Origin of the sequence: Serratia sp. 22278, assembly GCF_052045405.1 — a bacterium.
GTDB lineage: Bacteria > Pseudomonadota > Gammaproteobacteria > Enterobacterales > Enterobacteriaceae > Serratia > Serratia marcescens.
Genome location: NZ_JBQEOW010000002.1, coordinates 93010 through 110867, shown reverse-complemented (window position 1 = coordinate 110867; position 17858 = coordinate 93010). Strand labels below are relative to the sequence as shown.

The 17858-nt window shown below is 61.1% G+C and carries 14 protein-coding genes; 7 read left to right on the top strand and 7 right to left on the bottom strand.

Annotated features, from left to right (window positions below; all coding sequences use genetic code 11):
• Positions 1-72: 72 nt before the first annotated feature.
• Entirely contained in the window at positions 73-1146 is a 1074-nt protein-coding gene (locus ACTJJ6_RS05140) for a YeiH family putative sulfate export transporter (RefSeq protein WP_097101661.1), read from the bottom strand.
• 193 nt (positions 1147-1339) lie between these two features.
• On the opposite strand from ACTJJ6_RS05140, the gene ACTJJ6_RS05135 reads away from it, so the two are divergent.
• The 3 genes from ACTJJ6_RS05135 (at position 1340) to ACTJJ6_RS05125 (ending at position 4211) form a co-directional block, all read left to right on the top strand.
• Positions 1340-1537: a hypothetical protein gene (locus ACTJJ6_RS05135; protein WP_016926990.1), complete on the top strand. Its 198-nt coding sequence runs from the start codon at positions 1340-1342 to the stop codon at positions 1535-1537.
• 107 nt (positions 1538-1644) lie between these two features.
• Positions 1645-2511: a DNA-binding transcriptional regulator YeiE gene (yieE, locus tag ACTJJ6_RS05130; protein ID WP_016926991.1), complete on the top strand. Its 867-nt coding sequence runs from the start codon at positions 1645-1647 to the stop codon at positions 2509-2511.
• A gap of 221 nt (positions 2512-2732) precedes the next feature.
• Complete coding sequence (locus ACTJJ6_RS05125) at positions 2733-4211, top strand: amino acid permease (RefSeq protein ID WP_033632569.1); 1479 nt, start codon at positions 2733-2735, stop codon at positions 4209-4211.
• A 45-nt stretch (positions 4212-4256) separates the two neighbouring features.
• Here the strand turns inward: ACTJJ6_RS05125 and ACTJJ6_RS05120 are convergent, their stop codons facing one another.
• Positions 4257-5357 carry a GGDEF domain-containing protein gene (locus tag ACTJJ6_RS05120; protein ID WP_049298893.1) on the bottom strand — a complete coding sequence of 367 codons (1101 nt, stop codon included), beginning with the start codon at positions 5355-5357 and terminating at the stop codon, positions 4257-4259.
• A 364-nt stretch (positions 5358-5721) separates the two neighbouring features.
• On the opposite strand from ACTJJ6_RS05120, the gene ACTJJ6_RS05115 reads away from it, so the two are divergent.
• Together ACTJJ6_RS05115 and ACTJJ6_RS05110 are read left to right on the top strand one after the other, a co-directional pair.
• Complete coding sequence (locus ACTJJ6_RS05115; protein WP_004935667.1) at positions 5722-6804, top strand: FecCD family ABC transporter permease; 1083 nt, start codon at positions 5722-5724, stop codon at positions 6802-6804.
• The gene (locus ACTJJ6_RS05110) at positions 6801-7589 is read left to right on the top strand and encodes an ABC transporter ATP-binding protein (protein ID WP_060444535.1); all 789 of its coding nucleotides are present in this window, start codon (positions 6801-6803) and stop codon (positions 7587-7589) included. The genes ACTJJ6_RS05115 and ACTJJ6_RS05110 overlap by 4 nt, the downstream gene beginning before the upstream one ends.
• Positions 7590-7622: 33 nt before the next feature.
• On the opposite strand, the gene ACTJJ6_RS05105 is transcribed toward ACTJJ6_RS05110, so the two are convergent.
• The 5 genes from ACTJJ6_RS05105 to puuR all read right to left on the bottom strand — a co-directional run bounded on the left by ACTJJ6_RS05105 (position 7623) and on the right by puuR (position 14075).
• Positions 7623-8570 (bottom strand): siderophore ABC transporter substrate-binding protein, encoded by a 948-nt coding sequence (locus ACTJJ6_RS05105; protein WP_440803161.1) that lies wholly within the window; start codon positions 8568-8570, stop codon positions 7623-7625.
• Positions 8571-8625: 55 nt separating this feature from the next.
• Complete coding sequence (locus ACTJJ6_RS05100; protein WP_143778322.1) at positions 8626-10614, bottom strand: ligand-gated channel protein; 1989 nt, start codon at positions 10612-10614, stop codon at positions 8626-8628.
• Positions 10615-10858: 244 nt separating this feature from the next.
• The gene (locus tag ACTJJ6_RS05095; RefSeq protein ID WP_004935654.1) at positions 10859-11854 is read right to left on the bottom strand and encodes an ABC transporter permease; all 996 of its coding nucleotides are present in this window, start codon (positions 11852-11854) and stop codon (positions 10859-10861) included.
• A complete protein-coding gene (locus ACTJJ6_RS05090) occupies positions 11851-13362 on the bottom strand; it encodes a sugar ABC transporter ATP-binding protein (RefSeq protein WP_028128354.1) in 1512 nt (503 codons plus the stop codon). The genes ACTJJ6_RS05095 and ACTJJ6_RS05090 overlap by 4 nt, the downstream gene beginning before the upstream one ends.
• A gap of 155 nt (positions 13363-13517) precedes the next feature.
• Positions 13518-14075: an HTH-type transcriptional regulator PuuR gene (gene puuR / locus ACTJJ6_RS05085; RefSeq protein ID WP_016927000.1), complete on the bottom strand. Its 558-nt coding sequence runs from the start codon at positions 14073-14075 to the stop codon at positions 13518-13520.
• A gap of 395 nt (positions 14076-14470) precedes the next feature.
• Here puuR and ACTJJ6_RS05080 point away from each other — a divergent pair, with 395 nt between their 5' ends.
• Positions 14471-15889: a glutamine synthetase family protein gene (locus ACTJJ6_RS05080; RefSeq protein ID WP_028127730.1), complete on the top strand. Its 1419-nt coding sequence runs from the start codon at positions 14471-14473 to the stop codon at positions 15887-15889.
• Positions 15890-16424: 535 nt separating this feature from the next.
• Positions 16425-17792, top strand: a complete 1368-nt coding sequence (locus ACTJJ6_RS05075; protein ID WP_004935642.1) for an APC family permease — start codon at positions 16425-16427, stop codon at positions 17790-17792.
• Positions 17793-17858: the final 66 nt, after the last annotated feature.

Here is a 17858-nt window from a genome sequence, read left to right as displayed (position 1 = left end):
ATTATGGCATTGATGGCGGGCGGATTGAATGGCGAAAAGCGGCGGCCCGCCGAAGCGGGCCGCCGAGGGCGATTACAGCAGGTGTTGCACCAGTTGGTTTATCGCGCCGCCGCCGACCAGCAGCCAGACGAACAGCAGCGTCGCCAACAGAATCGGTTTCACCCCGGCCTGGCGCACGGCGCTGATGTGGGTGGTCAACCCCAGCGCCGCCATCGCCATCGCCAGCATCCAGGTGTCGGCGGTGATCAGATGGCGCACCAGCGTGGCCGGCAGCAGGTTGAAGGAGTTCAGCCCGGCGACGGCGATAAACAGCACGGCGAACCACGGAATGGTGATGGCGGATTTTTCCGCCTTGCCTGCGCTGCCGCGGCTGATGTAGCCCGACAGCAGCAGCAGGAACGGCGCCAGCATCATCACGCGGATCATCTTGGCGATCACCGCCGCATTTTCGGCGTCCGGCCCGATGGCGTGCCCGGCGGCGACCACCTGAGCCACTTCGTGAATGGTGGAGCCGGCGTAGATGCCGAAGGTTTCCTGGCTGAACGGCAGCCACTGGAAGTGTTCATTCAACTGATACAGCCACGGATAGACGAAGATAGCCAGGGTGCCGAACACCACCACGGTCGAAACCGCCACCGCCACTTTGCTGGAGTCGGCCTTCAGCACCGGCTCGGTGGCCATCACCGCCGCCGCGCCGCAAATGCTGCTGCCGGCGCCGATCAGTATCGCGGTCTGGCTGTCGATGCCGAACACTTTCTTGCCGAGCCAACAGGCCAGCAGGAAGGTGGTGATCAGGGTCAGCGCGTCGATGATAATGCCGCTGGCGCCCACGTCGGCGATCTGCTGAAAGGTCAGCCGGAAGCCGTAAAGAATAATCCCCAAACGCAGCAGGCGCTGTTTGGCCAGCTGCACGCCGCCGTGACAAACGGTTTGCCAGCGGGGGTACAGCGTGTTGCCCACCAGAATGCCGATCAGGATCGCCAGCGTCAACGCCCCCAGCCCCAGCTCCGCCACCCAGGGAATATCGCCGGCCCAGACGGCCAGCGCGGTGAGCGCGCCGGTCAGCGCCAGCCCCGGCACCAGCCGCGGCAGGCCGAACAGCGGAAAGCGTCGCTCGGGGTAAGTGTGAGTGGTATCAGTCGCCATAAAAGTCAGTCCTTCAGTCTGTTTCTTGCTGCTAAGAGTACGTTTGGGCTGAATAAAAGAGAAATTGATTATATATTTATAACCTATCTGAATAAGTGGTATTGCTTCAGGCATTGGCATAAAGTCGCATTGCGGCTAGGGTGAGGTGGAGCGGCAAGCCGCCGTCAACTTTCCAACTGAACAGGAGCAGGCGATGGATACCGACGATCAACGCAGAGAGCAGGTAGATCAGGAAGTGGGGCGCGCGGTGCGGCGGTTGATTGAAGAAAACAAGGCGATCGACCGCGACCATCTCGTGGCGATGCTGCAATTGATACAGCGGGACGAAGCCGGCACGCCGCGCGAGGCGGCGCTGGCCGCGGCGGCGCAGCTGGTCGCCTTGGGCAAGTAGCGCGCCGAACTGGCCGCAAACGGGGTAGCCTGGCCGGGCTACCCACATCATGTTGACATTAATTTTGCGGTTCTCTGGCAGAACCCTTTTTCAATACCGGGACGGCTATGCATATCACGTTGCGTCAACTGGAAGTCTTCACCGAAGTGCTGAAAAGCGGTTCGACCACTCAGGCCTCGGTGGTGCTGGCGCTGTCGCAGTCGGCGGTCAGCGCGGCGCTGGCGGATCTGGAGGGGCAACTGGGCGTGCAGCTGTTCGATCGCGTCGGCAAACGGCTGGTGATCAACGAACACGGCCGGTTGCTGTATCCCAAGGCGCTGGCGCTGCTGGAGCAGGCGGGGGAGATCGAGCAGCTGTTTCGCCATGACGGGGGGGCGTTGCGCATCGCCGCCAGCAGCACCATCGGCAACTACATGCTGCCGGAGATGATCGCCCGTTACCGCCGGGACTTTCCGGCCACGCCGCTGGAGCTGAACGTTGGCAACAGCCAGGACGTGATCGTGGCGGTGGCGGATTTCCGCGTCGATCTGGGGCTGATCGAAGGGCCTTGCCATATGCCGGAGCTGGTGACGCAGCCGTGGCTGGAGGATGAGCTGGTGGTGTTCGCCGCGCCGGACAATCCCTTGACCCGCCAGCCGCCGACGCTGGAGGCGCTGGCGAATGCGCCTTGGATCCTGCGCGAGCGCGGTTCGGGCACCCGCGAGGTGCTGGATCATCTGCTGCTGGCGCACCTGCCGCACTTCCAGCTGGTGATGGAGCTCGGCAACTCGGAGGCGATCAAGCATGCGGTGCGGCACGGTATCGGCATCAGTTGCCTGTCACGGCGCGTGGTGGCGGAGCAGTTGGCCAGCGGCGCGCTGGTGGAACTGCCGGTGCCGCTGCCGCCGCTGCGGCGCACCCTGTACCTGATCCGCCATCGGCAAAAGCACATTTCCAACGCCTTGCAGCGTTTTCTCAGCTATTGCGCGTTGTAATCGACAGCGCGTCACGTCTTCTATCGCCACGCAGGCAAAAGAAAGCATAAAAACCTGCGCGTGCTCACATTAATGAGCGTAAGTAAGGCCATAAGGGCCGCGGCTAATAATTGCCTCTGAATTATGAAGCTATCTTATATCGGTGCAATGTTGCTAGTTCACCGGCGGGTATTTGTTACAATCCGCCCTCATTTTTCGAAGAGCAGATAGATAGGGAACGAATGGCTCAGCAGGATATAAAAACATCGGGGCAGCAAGCTCCCGGATTGCGCCGCGAGCTGAAAGCCCGGCATTTGACCATGATCGCCATCGGCGGCTCCATCGGCACCGGCCTGTTCGTCGCCTCGGGCGCCACGGTTTCTCAGGCCGGCCCCGGCGGGGCGCTGCTGTCTTACGCTCTGATCGGTTTGATGGTGTACTTCCTGATGACCAGTCTGGGCGAACTGGCGGCCTTTATGCCGGTCTCCGGTTCATTCTCCACCTACGGCGCCAAATACGTGGAAGAAGGCTTTGGCTTCGCACTGGGCTGGAACTACTGGTACAACTGGGCGGTGACCATCGCCGTTGACCTGGTGGCTTCGCAATTGGTGATGAGCTACTGGTTCCCGGACACGCCCGGCTGGATCTGGAGCGCGCTGTTCCTCGGCCTGATGTTCCTGCTGAACTACATTTCGGTGAAAGGGTTCGGCGAGGCGGAATACTGGTTCGCGCTGATCAAGGTCAGCACCGTGATTATTTTCATCGCCGTCGGCGTGCTGATGATTGTCGGCATTCTGAAAGGCGGCGAGCATGCCGGCTGGCAGAACTGGACCATTGGAGATGCGCCGTTCGCCGGCGGCTTCTCGGCGATGATCGGCGTGGCCATGATCGTCGGCTTCTCGTTCCAGGGCACTGAACTTATCGGCATCGCGGCCGGTGAATCGGAAAACCCGGGTAAAAATATTCCGCGCGCGGTGCGTCAGGTGTTCTGGCGTATCCTGCTGTTCTATATCTTCGCCATCCTGATCATCAGCCTGATCATTCCGTATACCGATCCGAGCCTGCTGCGCAATGACGTGAAAGACATCAGCGTCAGCCCGTTCACCCTGGTGTTCCAGCATGCCGGCCTGCTGTCGGCGGCGGCGGTGATGAACGCGGTGATCCTGACGGCGGTGTTGTCGGCCGGTAACTCGGGCATGTACGCATCGACCCGCATGTTGTACACCCTGGCGTCGGAAGGCAAGGCGCCGCGCATCTTCGCCAAGCTGTCGAAAGGCGGCGTGCCGCGCAACGCGCTGTACGCGACCTGCGTGGTGGCCGGACTGTGCTTCCTGACCTCGATGTTCGGCAACCAGTCGGTTTACCTGTGGCTGCTGAATACCTCGGGCATGACCGGCTTCATCGCCTGGTTGGGCATCGCCATCAGCCACTACCGTTTCCGTCGCGGTTACATGCTGCAGGGGCGCGATCTCAACGACTTACCGTACCGTTCCGGGTTCTTCCCGCTGGGGCCGATCTTCGCCTTCGTGCTGTGCCTGATCATTACCCTGGGCCAGAATTACCAGGCCTTCCTGCAAGACAAGATTGACTGGTACGGCGTGACCGCGACCTACATCGGCATTCCGCTGTTCCTGCTGATTTGGTTCGGTTACAAGCTGTCGCAAGGCACCCGTGTCGTGAAGTACAGCGAAATGGAATTCCCGAAGATGGACGTGAAGTAATCTTCGGTGAGTGACTCGCGGCGGGGGCTCCCGCCGCGTTTTGGTTTACTTTTTCCCGCCTTTGGCTTCCGCCAGCGCCTGCTGCGCCGAGCTCATCAAACTCTCTACCGTAGCGTAATGCTGCGTCAGCGCCAAAATGCCGGCGTTAAGCCGCATGTTCACCTCGCCGAACGCGCCAAAATCGTAGGGCGCCTCCAGCGGCGGCACAATGCGCGCCAGAAACTCGCTTTCCGCGCCGTAGGGCAGATCGTGCACCAGAATCAGAAACAGACCGCCGGTATAGCGGCAGACGTAGTCGCTCGGGCGGATCAGCGTCTTGAGGCGCTCGCCGACGGTGCGCAGCACGTCGTCGCCGATCTGGACGCCGTGACTTTGGTAGAGCGCCGCCAGCGGGCCGAATTCGAGAATGAACAGGTGGGAGATCGGCTGCGCCGCTGCGGGGCGGCAGATGCTGCGCATCACCACCTCGCCGCCCGCGCGGTTGAGAAAGCCGGTCAGGCGATCGCGGTGCGATGCCTGCTGCTTCTCCCAGGCCAGCGTGACGTGCTGCACCAATTGGCGATGGTAGCGCGCGATCATGCCATGGGCCAGCACCAGCCACAGCGGCGCGAGATCCGCCAGGACAAACAGATTTTGCACGCGCGACAGCGGCGCCGCCAGCAGGTAGGGCAGCGTCAGCGCGATCACCTCAAGCAGCGCGAAGCGCGGCGCGGCGGCATGGCGCTGCATCAGCCAGCAGGCCAGGGCGGTAATGGTCAGGCCGGCGAACAGGATCAGCACGAAGCGGCCCGACAGCATCGCCAGCGCGGCGCTGGCGCCAACCAGCAGCGCCCACAACAACACTGTCACCAGCATGGCGTTCGGCCAGGCGGGTTGGCGCCTTTGCGCCAACCTGGCGCGCCCGGCGGTCAACAGCAGCAACAGCAGCAACAGGCCGATACCGACCAGCGGTTGGTTCAGCCAGGCGTACCCCGCCAACAGCGCGGCCGGCCCCACGGCATTCAGCCAGGGGGTGAGAGGTGAGGGCGTCAGCGTGAGACGCAGCTGGCGTTGAAACGGTTCGTCATCGGCGTGCAGCGGGCTGTGCAACAGCCAGTTCAGCAGCGCCGGGCGTTTGGGCGTTACCGCCGGAGATGGACTTCTCATTACAGCCTCGTCAATAAGGCCGCTCTTGCGGCGGCCTGAAAGTTTTTTGCACGCGCGGTGCTGTGGTTTTGGATTCTATGTGGTTTTGCCGCTATTTGTCAGAGTCTGGTCGGATCAGGAATAATTTTCAGAATAATTAACCTACTGGCCGTTGGCGGGGGAAAGCGTGGTGGTTTGAAAAATGGCGAGAAAAAACAAATTATTACATTTCGACAACGCTGTTTTCACCTATTGATATGATTGATAAGTATTATCGTTTGCTTTATTGTGGGCGGCTGCGCGCAGGCGGTCGCCGCGCGCTTTCCGGTTTACGGCGGACGCCTTCGCGCCGCTGTCATGATGGTTGTAACAGGTATCTTAACGAATGAGCGTATCCACCGATCCCATGACTGACGCCAAGGGGCAACCCAACGCCGGCGTGATGGGGCGTTATCAGCATATTCTTCGCCATCGCCTGTTGATGATGGGCGTGTTGGCACTGGCGATCCTGGGCTCGCTGCTGCTGGATTTCACCATGGGGCCGTCCGGCCTGTCGCTGTCCTCCTTATGGCAAACGCTGCTTGACCCCGCCGCGGCCGATGCCGGCACGCGGGTGATCGTCTGGGACATCCGCTTGCCCTATGCGCTGATGGCGGTGGTGGTGGGCTTTGCGCTCGGCCTGGCCGGGGCGGAAATGCAGACCATCCTGAATAACCCGCTGGCCAGTCCCTTCACCCTCGGGGTGTCTTCTGCCGCGGCCTTTGGCGCCGCGCTGGCGATCGTGCTCGGCATCGGCATTCCGGGCATTCCCGATCAGTGGTTCATCTCCGCCAACGCTTTTATCTTCGCGCTGTTCGCCGCGCTGATGCTCGACGGCATCACGCGCTGGACGCGGGTCGCCACCTCCGGCGTAGTGCTGTTCGGCATCGCGCTGGTGTTTACCTTCAACGCGCTGGTCTCGATGATGCAATTCATCGCCAGCGAGGACACGCTGCAGGGGCTGGTGTTCTGGACCATGGGCAGCCTGGCGCGCGCCTCGTGGGACAAGCTGGGCATTCTGTTCGGGGTGTTCGCCGTGCTGCTGCCGCTGTCGATGATGAGCTCGTGGAAACTGACCGCGCTGCGTCTGGGCGAAGACCGGGCGGTGAGCTTCGGCATCGACGTGCGTCGTCTGCGGCTGACCACGCTGCTGCGCATCAGCATGCTCTCGGCGCTGGCGGTGGCTTTCGTCGGGCCGATCGGCTTTATCGGCCTGGTGGCGCCGCACATCGCCCGCATGATCTTCGGCGAAGATCACCGTTTCTACCTGCCGGCCAGCGCGCTGATTGGCGCGCTGGTGCTGTCGATGGCCTCGGTGGCGTCGAAAAATCTGGTGCCCGGCGTGATCATTCCGGTGGGCATCGTCACCTCGCTGGTCGGGGTGCCGTTCTTCCTGAGCATTATTCTGCGCCATCGGGGGAACGTATGAACCAGGGCTTGCGCATAGAACACTTCTCGGCGGGCTACCCGAAACGTCAGGTGATCGACGATCTCTCGGTGCCGATGCTGCCGCGCGGGCAAATCACCGTGCTGCTGGGGCCGAACGGCAGCGGCAAATCGACGCTGCTGCGCTCGCTGGCCGGGCTGAACCCGGCGCAGGGCAAGCTGTGGCTGGACGACGGCGATCTGATGCAGATGCCGTTCGCCCGTCGCGCGGAGAAAGTGGTGTATCTGCCGCAGTCGCTGCCCGCCGGGGTGCACCTGCACGTGCTGGAGTCGATCATCGTGGCGCAGCGCGCCTCGGGCGGCCGCAGCAACGCCGGCAGCGAAGCGGAGGTGATGGCCCTGCTGGAGCAACTGGGCATCGCCCATCTGGCGTTGAGTTATCTCGATCAGCTGTCCGGCGGCCAGAAACAGCTGGTGGGGTTGGCGCAGTCGCTGATCCGTCAGCCGTCGCTGCTGCTGCTGGATGAGCCGCTGAGCGCGCTCGATCTCAACTATCAGTTCCACGTGATGGATTTGGTGCGCCGTGAAACCCGCAAGCGCAATATCGTGACGGTGGTGGTGGTGCATGACATCAACATCGCGCTGCGTCACGGCGACCACGTGCTGATGCTGCAGGATGGCGATCTGATCGCCGATGGCGCGCCGGAGCAGGTGATTACGCCGCAGAGCTTGGCGCGGGTCTACGGCGTGCGCGGGCGCATCGAGCGCTGTTCGCAGGGCACGCCGCAGGTGCTGATAGACGGCCTGGTAAACCAGCCGACGATTTAATCCAGGAAAAAGCCCGGCATCGCCGGGCTTTTTTTATCGCGCAGCGTGGGTTAGCGCCTCGCTCACGCGTTCGACGACGTGCTGAGCGGTGACGATGCCGCCGGACAGATAAACCTCGGCCGCCGGCAGGTAAACCACCTGGCCTTTCTTCACCGCCGCGGTTTTCTTCAGCGCGGTGGTGGTAAGGATTTTCTGCGGCGCCACCGCGTTCGGCCGCCCGGTCGCGGCGTCCCTGTCGATGATGAACAGCCAGTCCGGATTCAGTTTGGCCACCTGCTCAGGCGTCAGCTTGTTGCCGCGCACGTCTTTTTCATCGGACTGCAACGCGGACGCGAAGCCGAGGGCGTCATAGACGAAGCTGAAACGGCTCTTGGGGGCGTAAGCGCTGATCTTGCCGCCGGAGAACAGCACCACCAGCCCGCGTCCGGCCTGGGCGGCCTGCGGTTTGACCGCCGCGATCTGCGCATCCAGCTTATCGATCGCCGCCTGCGCCTGTTGCTGCTTATCGAACAGCTCACCCAGCTGTAGCGTGCGCTGTTTCAGGCTGCCCAACTGATCCTGCTGATCGACGGACATATTCAGCGTCGGCGCCAGCGTGTTCAGCTCGTCATAGGCTTTGGACGCCCGGCCGGCGATCAGGATCAGATCCGGTTTGGCGGCGCGCAGCACTGCCATATCCGGCTCGAACAGGGTGCCGGCATTGAGGTATTTGTCGTCCTGATAGCGCTTCAGGCTATCCGGCAAATTCTTACGGTTGCCGGGCAGCGCCAGCGGTTCGACGCCCAGCAGCTGCAGCGTTTCCAGCGAGGCGTAATCCAGCACCACGATGCGCTGCGGGTGTTTCTTCAGCTCGGTGCTGCCGTTCAGGTGCTGGACGTTGACGGTGGCCGGGGCCGCCGGCGCGTCGGTTTTGCTGTGGCAACCCGCCAGCGCCATCGCGGTCAGCAGGGCGATCATCAGGGGGGAGCGGCGTAATTTCATGGGGCTTCCTCACGGTGATGGAATGAAAAGGGCGCGCAGCGCGCGCCCGGGGGCATCAGAAGTTGTAGGTCATGCCGACGGTGTAACGGCGGCCGTCCAGCGTGGTGTTGTAGTGATCGTAATCCACGGTCTTGTCGAGGATGTTGTAGACCCCGCCGGTCAGCTGCAGGTTTTTCGCCGCCTGGTAGCTCAGGCCCGCATCGACGAAGGTGTAGGACGGCGTGCTCTTGGCCATCGAGGTACGGCTCAGATACTCAGACGTTTTGCTGCGGAAATTAACGCGCGACCACAGGCTGAGGTCCTGCGTGGCGCGCCAATCCAGCACGGTGTTAACCATGTGCTTCGGCATCTGGTTGAGCGCCTTGCCCTGGAACTCGCCGCTCTTCTGCTCGGAAGCGGTGTAGGTGTAGTTGGTGTTCCACTTCCAGTCTTTGTTGATCTGCCAGCCGAAGGTGGCTTCTACGCCGCGCATATTGGCTTTGTCGACGTTGACGCGATCGCTGATAAAGTCGTAGACGTCATTGCCGATCTTACAGTCCGGCGTGTCTTCGCAGCGGCGCACTTCGGTGATCTTGTTCTTGAAGTCGGTGTTGAAGACGGTGACCCCGGCGTTGACGCCTTTCAGGCTATCCCACATCAGGCCGATCTCTTCGCTCAGGCTCTTCTCCGGCTGCAGATCCGGGTTGCCGACGATGATGCCTTTACGCACGCCGCCGCCGGTGACCTGGCCCCAGTTGGCGGAGGATTGGCGCAGATCCGGCGATTTGTAGCCGGCGGAGACGCCGCCTTTCAGCGTCCACTGTTCGGTCAGGTGCCAGACCCCGTACATGCGCGGCGTCCAGTGGCTGCCGAAGTTTTCGTCCTGATCCATGCGGATGCCGGTCGTCAGACTGAAGTCGTTGGTCAATGCCCACTCATCTTCGGCGAACAGCGCCCAGCTCCAGCGCGTCAGCTTGCTGAGACCTTGTGCCGATTCAAGCTGGTTGCCGCTGTCGCTCAGTTTTTCATAGCGATACTGACCGCCGAGGTTCAGCATGTGTGAACCCAGCTCGAACTGGTTCTGGGTGTTGAAGATGGTGTTGTACATCTTCATTTTGCGGCCCGGGTTGTTGGTCTCTTCCCGCTGAACGTAGCTGGTGGAGTTGCCGAAGTCGTAATAGCCGTTGTGGGTCAGCGCGTAGTTGGTGCGCGTATACAGGCTTTCGCTGCGCGATGTCGGCGTGCATTTGCCTTTGCTGCAGCGTTCCGCTACCACCGATTTGCCCGGCGTGCTGTTGCGATCCTGCAGCGAGCGGCCGATTTCGAAGTCGAATTCGTTTTTCTCGTCCGGGGTCAGGGTGAACACCGCGGTGCCGCTGCGCATGCGCTGCTCGTTGTAACCGTTGGTGATTTTATCTTCCGCGCGGCGCGACAGCAGGCCGTTGACCCGCAGGCCGAGCAGGCCTTCAACCAGCGGGCCGGAGGCGTAGGCGTTGGTCTGGAACAGATCGCCGGAATCGCGGTTTTCCTGAAGGGTGGCGTCGCCGTGCAGCGAGCCTTTCCACTCGGTGCGCGAGGTTTTGCGGGTGATGACGTTGATCACGCCGCCCATGGCGTCGGAACCGTACAGCGAAGACATCGGCCCGCGCACCACTTCGATGCGCTCAATGGCTTCCATCGGCGGCAGCCAGCCCTGTTCGATGCCGGCGTTATCGCTGTTCGGCCGGGTGCCGCGGGTGTCGACGCGCTTGCCGTCCACCAGGATCAGCGTGTACTTGGAAGACATGCCGCGAATGCTGATGTCGCTGCTGCTGGCGCCGCCGGTGACCACTACGCCCGGTACGTCTTTCAGTGCATCGGTCACGTCGCGATAGGCTTTATCTTCGATCTGCTGGCGCGGGATCACCGAGATGGAAGCGGCAGAGTCCTGAATTTTTTGCTGAAAGCCGGAGGCGGTGACGACCATGGTGTCCTGGGTGTCGTCCTGCGGCGCGGCCAGTGCGGCGGTGGCGCTGAGTGAGGCGATCACCAGAGCGGCGAGCTTGCTGTAACGTGGCGTTTCCATGAGGTAAACCTTTCCTGGATTGAAGTGAAAGTAATTAACCAATTGAATTTCTAATGAAATTATTCATCGTTCGCTGAGAAATACTTCGCTTCGTCAGCGTTGCGTGAGGGTATTGTAAGGATTTTTTTCTTAATGTAAACGCTAATGATAATTCATATCATTTGTATGCTTGTTCTGCTGACGGAAAAGGGTAACCGGATGAATTAAAGGGAAAAGCGGCGCAGCGGGCGTGCGCCGGGAAGGATCAGCGTTTCTGGATGTAGGTGATGGCCAGCGCCAGCGCCAGCACCAGGCCTTTGATAATGTCCATGGCGTAGTAGGGCACCGACAGCATCACCAGGCCGTTTTGCAGCACGCCGAGGATCACCGCGCCGATCAGGGTGCCGAGCGCATTGGGTTTACCGGCGCCAGCCAGCGAGAAGCCGATATAGGCCGCCGCCACCGCGTCCATCAGATAACCGCCGCCGGCATTGACCTGCGAAGAGCCAATACGTGACGCCAGTAAGATGCCGCCAAGCGCCGCCAGCCAGGAGGAAATGACGTAAGCGGCAACCCTGTAACGCACGGTGCGGATGCCCGACAGACGCGCAGCCTCGGGGTTGCCGCCGATGGCGTACATGCGGCGGCCGTGCTTGGTCAACGACAGGAACAGCTGCACCGCCACGGTGACCGCCAGCATGATCAGCACGATCACCGGCACCTGACCGAGAGCGGCAAACACTTCCGGGATCGGGCCTTCCGCCATGTCGCCATTCGGCAGCACCATGTTTTGGGTGATGGAACCGCCATAGCTGTAGGTCATCGCCACGCCCTGGATCACGAACAGGCTGGCCAGCGTCGCCAGCATATCGGGAATTCTGAACACCACGATCAGCAGGGCGTTGAACAGGCCGACCAGCGTGCACAGCAGCAGCGTCACCACGATGGCGCCGGTGGTGCCGAACCCGTGCCAGACGAACAGCGAAATCACCAGTGCGTTGGCCAGCGAGGCGGTCGAGCCGACCGACAGATCGAAACCGCCGACCGACAGCGAGATGGAGACGCCGATGGCGATCACCGTCACGATGGCGATCGAACGCAGGATATTGATGATGTTGTTGGCATCGAGAAAGTTGTCCGACGCCAGGCCAAACAGGGCGATCAGCGCCGCCACGGTCAGCAGCATGCCCCACTTGTAGAGGAAATCGAACAGCTGTTGGCGCCAGGGCAGCGCCGGCCGCAAGGCAAATTCTTTACTCACGCAGGGGTTCCTCCGGTGGAATAGAGCAATAAGGTTTCTTCGTCGATGTCGGCGGCGTTCAACTCCGCCACGATGCGGCCGTCCCACAGCACGCAGATGCGATCGCACAGGCCAATCAGCTCGGCGAACTCGCCGGAGGCGTAAATCACGCCTTTGCCGGCGCGGGCCAGGCCGTCGATCAGGCTGAACAGCTCCTGTTTGGCCTTGATGTCCACGCCCTTGGTCGGCTCATCGAAGATCAGCACCTCGGCGTCGCCGCGCAGCCATTTGCCGATCGCCACTTTTTGCTGATTGCCGCCTGACAGGCGCGCCAGCCGCTGTTGCGGGCCGGAGGCGCGAATGTTCAGACGCTGCATGATCTCGCGCGCCCAGCGCAGTTCTTGCCGCCGGTTGAACAGGCTCCAGCGCGAGAAGCTGTCGTCGGCGCTGACGCTCAGGTTCATCGGGATCGCCTCGTCGATGAAAATGCCTTCTTTGCGGCGTTCTTCCGGCACCAGCGCCAATCCTTGTTCGACCGACAGGTGCGGCGCGCGTGGCGCCCAGGGCTGCCCGCGCAGTTCGCCGCGCTCAAGCTGCACGGCGCCGGCGCCGAACAATGCCTTGCACAGTTCGGTTTTGCCCGCCCCGGCCAGCCCGGCGATGCCGAGGATCTCGCCCTCATGCAACCGCAGCGAAACGTCGCGCAGCTTATGGCGATCGCGCAAGCCCTCCACCTGCAGCAGCGTTCGCTCTGGGTGCGGCGGGCGCGGCGGCGGGAAAATGTCGTCCAGCCGATGGCCGAGCATCTTCTCGACGACCTGTTCGCCGCTCAGCCCGCGCATGGCGTCTTCGCTGACGCGCCGGCCGTCGCGCAGCACCGTCAGCCGATCGCAAATGTCGCTCAGTTCATGGATGCGGTGGGAAATAAACACGATGCCGATGCCTTCGGATTGCAGGCGGCGCACCACGTTAAACAGGCGCTCGCTCTCGGCGCGATCGAGCGGCGCGGTCGGCTCGTCGAGCACCAGAAAACGGCAGCGGTGCGACAGCGCGCGCGCCAGCAGCACCTGCTGTTTTTCCGCCAGCGTGCAGTCCGCCAGGCGTCTGCGCGGGTTGAGCGGCAGCGCCCATTGCTGCAGCAGCTGCGCGGCGCGGCGGTGCAGCTCCGCCCAGTTCAGCCAGTGGCCCGGCTCGTTCAGCCAGTCAAGCATGATGTTTTCCGCTACCGACAGCGTGGGGATCAGCGCGACGTCGACCTCTTGCTGCACCACGTGAATACCGTGACGGCGCGCCTGCAGCGGGGAGTGGATCGCCACCGGCTGGCCGTCGATCAGGATCTCGCCGCGATAATGATCGTGGGCGCCGGAGAGGATCGCCATCAACGTCGACTTACCCGCGCCGTTGGCGCCGACCAGCGCATGGATTGATCCGCCCTGCAGCGTGAAGTCCACGTCCTGCAGCGCGTTGAAGCCGGCGAAGGCGATCGAGATATTGCGCATCTCGAGGCGTGAAGGCGTTGCGGTTGACATAGGGTAGTAAGGCCGTTTAGATGTTTAGATGGCTGTTTTGCTCTGTTGTAACACAGATTGCGCCGTTGGCAACCAACAAAATGGCATAACGGCGATGAAAAACGTGGAGAGGCAGGGGCGCAACCCGCGTCAGGCTGCGCCGGTGCGAGAAGCGGTCAGAAGGTGGTAGGGGTGTGTGCGCTGACGATGCGGCAAATGCGCGCCGACGTATTGCTGAAGCTGTGCGGAATGCCGGTGTTGATGGCGTAACTCTGACCGGCGGTCAGGCAATAGCTCTGGCCGTTGATGGTCAGCACGATCTCGCCCTCCAGCAGGGTGCCGATTTCTTCGCCCTGATGCTTGATCTTTTCGCCGGTGGTGGTGCCGGGCTGGTAGGTTTCCAGCATCATCGCCAGGTTGCGCGTCGGGCTGCCGTTGTGCACCAGCTTCATCGACACCCCCTGGCTGCCGATCTCAATCAGATCTTCGGCGTCGATCACCACGCGCGGTTCGTCGACGGCCTCCGGTTCGGCAAAGAATTCAGACAGCGACAGGCCATACACCTTCAGCAGCTTTTGCAGCGTGCTGATGGCCGGGCTGACCTTGTCCTGTTCGATGGTGCTGATCGCACTGTGGGTTAACCCGGACAGTTCGGCGACCCGGCGCTGCGACAAACCCAATTGCTGACGGATCTGTGACAGGCGTTTGCCCGGTGCCAAGCTGGCTTCGCTCATAGCGGTACTTCCTTCTGGTAAGGACGACAGGTAGAAATGAAGATCGCTATCGGGTGCCTGTCTGGTCGATAACGATGCTGCATGATATCGGTAGTTAGGGTGGGTTTGGAAAATATATTGCCCATATTCACTCTCGGTGCGTTGGACGAAATAGTTGACGTAAAAATGGCAGCAAGGCCTTTTCGGTCAATATTTTATCAATTTAGCAGTCGGTGATGAATAATCAAACAGGATTGTAACATTTGCAAACCCATTCTGTTAATACTATGTTTCATATTGTGGATGTTATTTTGAGCGCCCGGCAGCGGCGCGACCTGGCGAGAAATCCAATCATGTGTTGAATCGAACGGCGGACGGGCGCTAACGCGCCTTAAGAGCATAATGGCGGGTGACGTATGCAAACCAATAGCGCAGCAGTTGAACATTTTGCACAGCATCATGAAGAGAGGCGAAGTAGCGCGTTCCAAAATGAGGTTGCTCATTATTTGGAACGCCATCCCGCCACGCAGTATGTCGATATCCTTCTCACCGATCTCAATGGTTCCTTCCGCGGCAAGCGCATACCCGTCTCAGGGTTGAAAAAACTGGAAAAAGGCAGCTACTTCCCCGCGTCGGTGTTCGCCATGGACATCCTCGGCAACGTGGTGGAGGAGACCGGTCTTGGGCAGGAGCTCGGCGAGCCTGATCGCATTTGCCTGCCGGTGCCCGGCTCGCTGACGCCGTCGGCCGCCGATCCGGAGCATATCGGCCAGGTGTTGCTGACCATGCTGGATGAAGATGGCACTCCCTTTGACGTTGAACCCCGTAATGTGCTGAACCGCGTGTGGCAGGCGCTGCGACAGCGCGGCTTGTTCCCGGTGGCAGCGGTAGAGCTGGAGTTTTATCTCATTGATAGGCTGCGCGACGCGGAAGGCGATTTGCAGCCGCCGTGTGCGCCCGGCACCCAGGAGCGCAACACCCAAAGCCAGGTGTATTCCGTCGATAACCTGAACCATTTCGCTGAGGTGCTGAACGATATCGACGCGCTGGCGAAGCTGCAGGGGCTGCCGGCGGACGGCGCAGTGGCGGAGGCGTCGCCGGGGCAGTTCGAGGTCAACCTGCGTCATACCGACGATATTTTGCTGGCCTGCGATCACGCGCTGGCGCTGAAGCGGCTGGTGCGGCTGGTGGCCGAGAACCACGGTATGCACGCCACCTTTATGGCCAAACCCTATGAGGATTACGCCGGCAGCGGCATGCACGTGCATGTCAGCATGCAGGACGGGGCGGGCAACAACCTGTTCGCCGACGGCGAAGGCGAGGATTCACCGTTGCTGAAACAGGCGCTGGCCGGGATGATCACCCTGATGCCGGCGTCGATGGCGCTGCTGGCGCCGAACGTCAATGCCTATCGGCGTTTCCAGCCGGGGATGTATGTGCCGATCCAGGCCGCCTGGGGCCACAACAATCGCACCGTGGCGCTGCGCATTCCCTGCGGCGAACCGGAGAATCATCGGGTGGAGTACCGCGTGGCCGGCGCCGACGCCAATCCGTATCTGGTGATGGCGGCGATCCTGGCCGGCATGCTGTACGGGTTGGACAACGCGCTGCCGTTGCCTGAGCCGGTGACCGGCAACGGGCTGGAGCAGGAGGGGCTGCCGCTGCCGATCCGCCAGAGCGATGCGCTGTACGAGTTTGAACATCAGCACGCGTTGACCCACTATCTGGGCGAGCGTTTCACCCAAGTTTATCACGCCTGCAAGACGGACGAATTGCTGCAGTTTGAACGGCGGGTGACGGAAACCGAGATCGACTGGATGTTGAAAAATGCCTGAATGGGCGTATAAAGTAAGAAGTATGTGCGGGCGACCGGCCTGCTGGTAGCGGATTAATTCGCCTGCCGGGCTGGTTTTCCGTTCGATCGACAAAAAGAATTTGTATTTGAGGGCTTCCGGATCTTGTCATCCGGAGGCATTCTGGTGCAAAATATCTCAAATGCAGATAGCCGACGTTTTGAAAGCGTCGGTTATTTTTTTTGCATTTAGTTTTACCAACGTAGCGTTTCATACACCAAGCGAGGCCGGACACCGATCCGGATAGATAAATAGTTTCGTGCACGATCAAACAAAACTTTATGGTCGTGACTCATGAGGATTAGAAAGATGGGGCAATTTTTCACTTTAGCGCCGGTGCCCGCCGGTTTCCGCTGTGGCCGCAGCGACTATGGAGCAGCCGAGGTTACCTCGACCCGTTATCCAGCTTACAATCCCCTTCTTTTAGAATTAAGTCGCTCGTTGCGAAGTTTCCCCGCAACCTTAAGTCTTGGCGTGTCCGCCATCCGCAAGGCTCAAGGTAAGGGGGGGCTGAACAATGTCCGATAACACCCTTAACGCCGCTCCGGCTCAGCGCACTCAGCTGCGTAAAACCCTGACATTGGTTCCGGTAGTGATGATGGGTCTGGCTTATCTGCAGCCAATGACCATCTTCGATACCTTCGGCATCGTATCCGGCCTGACCGATGGTCACGTCGCGACCGCGTACGCCTTCGCTCTGCTGGCGATCCTGTTTACCGCCCTGAGCTACGGCAAGCTGGTGAAGAAGTTCCCTTCCGCCGGTTCCGCCTACACCTACGCCCAGAAAGCCATCAGTCCGCACGTCGGCTTTATGGTGGGCTGGTCATCGCTGCTGGACTACCTGTTCATGCCGATGATCAACATTTTGCTGGCCAAGATTTACCTGGAAGCGATCTTCCCGGGCGTCCCGTCCTGGATCTTCGTGGCGGTGCTGGTCGGGTTGATGACGATTTTCAACCTGCGCGGCATCAAGCTGGTGGCTAACCTGAACTCCATCATCGTGGTGGTGCAGGTGGCGATCATGATCGTATTCCTGGGCCTGGTGATCAACGGCGTTTACCACGGCGAAGGCGCCGGTACGCTGGTCAGCAGCCGCCCGTTCTGGTCCGATAACGCTCACGTGGTGCCGATGATTACCGGCGCGACCATCCTGTGCTTCTCGTTCCTGGGCTTCGACGGCATCAGCTCGCTGTCCGAAGAAACCAAAGACGCAGAGAAAGTGATCCCGAAAGCCATCTTCCTGACGGCGCTGATCGGCGGCATCATCTTTATCGTGGTGTCTTACTTCGTGCAGCTGTATTTCCCGGACATCTCGCGCTTCAAGGATCCTGACGCGTCGCAGCCTGAAATCATGCTGTACGTGGCGGGCAAGTTCTTCCAGTCGGTGATCCTGGTGTTCTCCTGCGTGACGGTATTGGCGTCAGGCATGGCGGCGCACGCGGGCGTTTCGCGTCTGATGTATGTAATGGGCCGCGATGGCGTGTTCCCGACTCGCTTCTTCGGCTATGTGCATCCGAAGTGGCGTACCCCGGCGCTGAACGTGCTGCTGGTTGGCGCCATCGCGCTGTCCGCAGTGTCGTTTGACCTGGTGACCGCGACTGCGCTGATCAACTTCGGTGCGCTGGTGGCCTTCACCTTCGTCAACCTGTCGGTGATCTCGCAGTTCTATATTCGCGACAAGATGAACCGCACCGTGAAGGACACGTTCAACTACCTGATCTTGCCGGTGATGGGCGCACTGACCGTCGGCGCGCTGTGGATCAACCTGGAAGCCAGCTCGATGACGCTGGGCCTGGTCTGGGCGGCCATCGGCCTGATCTACCTGGCCTTCGTCACCCGCAGCTTCCGTCTGCCGGTGCCGCAAGCGAGCGAAGACGCCGCCTAAGCGCGAGCCGTCTCCTCAGCCACAAAAAAGGCCGCTTTCGCGGCCTTTTCCTTTTCTGCTTGCTGC

Excerpts from the sequence above, each read along its gene's own strand:
- ACTJJ6_RS05140 (WP_097101661.1), bottom strand. The coding sequence starts at position 1,146 with ATGGCGACTGATACCACTCACACTTACCCCGAGCGACGCTTTCCGCTG.
- ACTJJ6_RS05135 (WP_016926990.1), top strand. The coding sequence starts at position 1,340 with ATGGATACCGACGATCAACGCAGAGAGCAGGTAGATCAGGAAGTGGGG.
- yieE (WP_016926991.1), top strand. The coding sequence starts at position 1,645 with ATGCATATCACGTTGCGTCAACTGGAAGTCTTCACCGAAGTGCTGAAA.
- ACTJJ6_RS05125 (WP_033632569.1), top strand. The coding sequence starts at position 2,733 with ATGGCTCAGCAGGATATAAAAACATCGGGGCAGCAAGCTCCCGGATTG.
- ACTJJ6_RS05120 (WP_049298893.1), bottom strand. The coding sequence starts at position 5,357 with ATGAGAAGTCCATCTCCGGCGGTAACGCCCAAACGCCCGGCGCTGCTG.
- ACTJJ6_RS05115 (WP_004935667.1), top strand. The coding sequence starts at position 5,722 with ATGAGCGTATCCACCGATCCCATGACTGACGCCAAGGGGCAACCCAAC.
- ACTJJ6_RS05110 (WP_060444535.1), top strand. The coding sequence starts at position 6,801 with ATGAACCAGGGCTTGCGCATAGAACACTTCTCGGCGGGCTACCCGAAA.
- ACTJJ6_RS05105 (WP_440803161.1), bottom strand. The coding sequence starts at position 8,570 with ATGAAATTACGCCGCTCCCCCCTGATGATCGCCCTGCTGACCGCGATG.
- ACTJJ6_RS05100 (WP_143778322.1), bottom strand. The coding sequence starts at position 10,614 with ATGGAAACGCCACGTTACAGCAAGCTCGCCGCTCTGGTGATCGCCTCA.
- ACTJJ6_RS05090 (WP_028128354.1), bottom strand. The coding sequence starts at position 13,362 with ATGTCAACCGCAACGCCTTCACGCCTCGAGATGCGCAATATCTCGATC.
- puuR (WP_016927000.1), bottom strand. The coding sequence starts at position 14,075 with ATGAGCGAAGCCAGCTTGGCACCGGGCAAACGCCTGTCACAGATCCGT.
- ACTJJ6_RS05080 (WP_028127730.1), top strand. The coding sequence starts at position 14,471 with ATGCAAACCAATAGCGCAGCAGTTGAACATTTTGCACAGCATCATGAA.
- ACTJJ6_RS05075 (WP_004935642.1), top strand. The coding sequence starts at position 16,425 with ATGTCCGATAACACCCTTAACGCCGCTCCGGCTCAGCGCACTCAGCTG.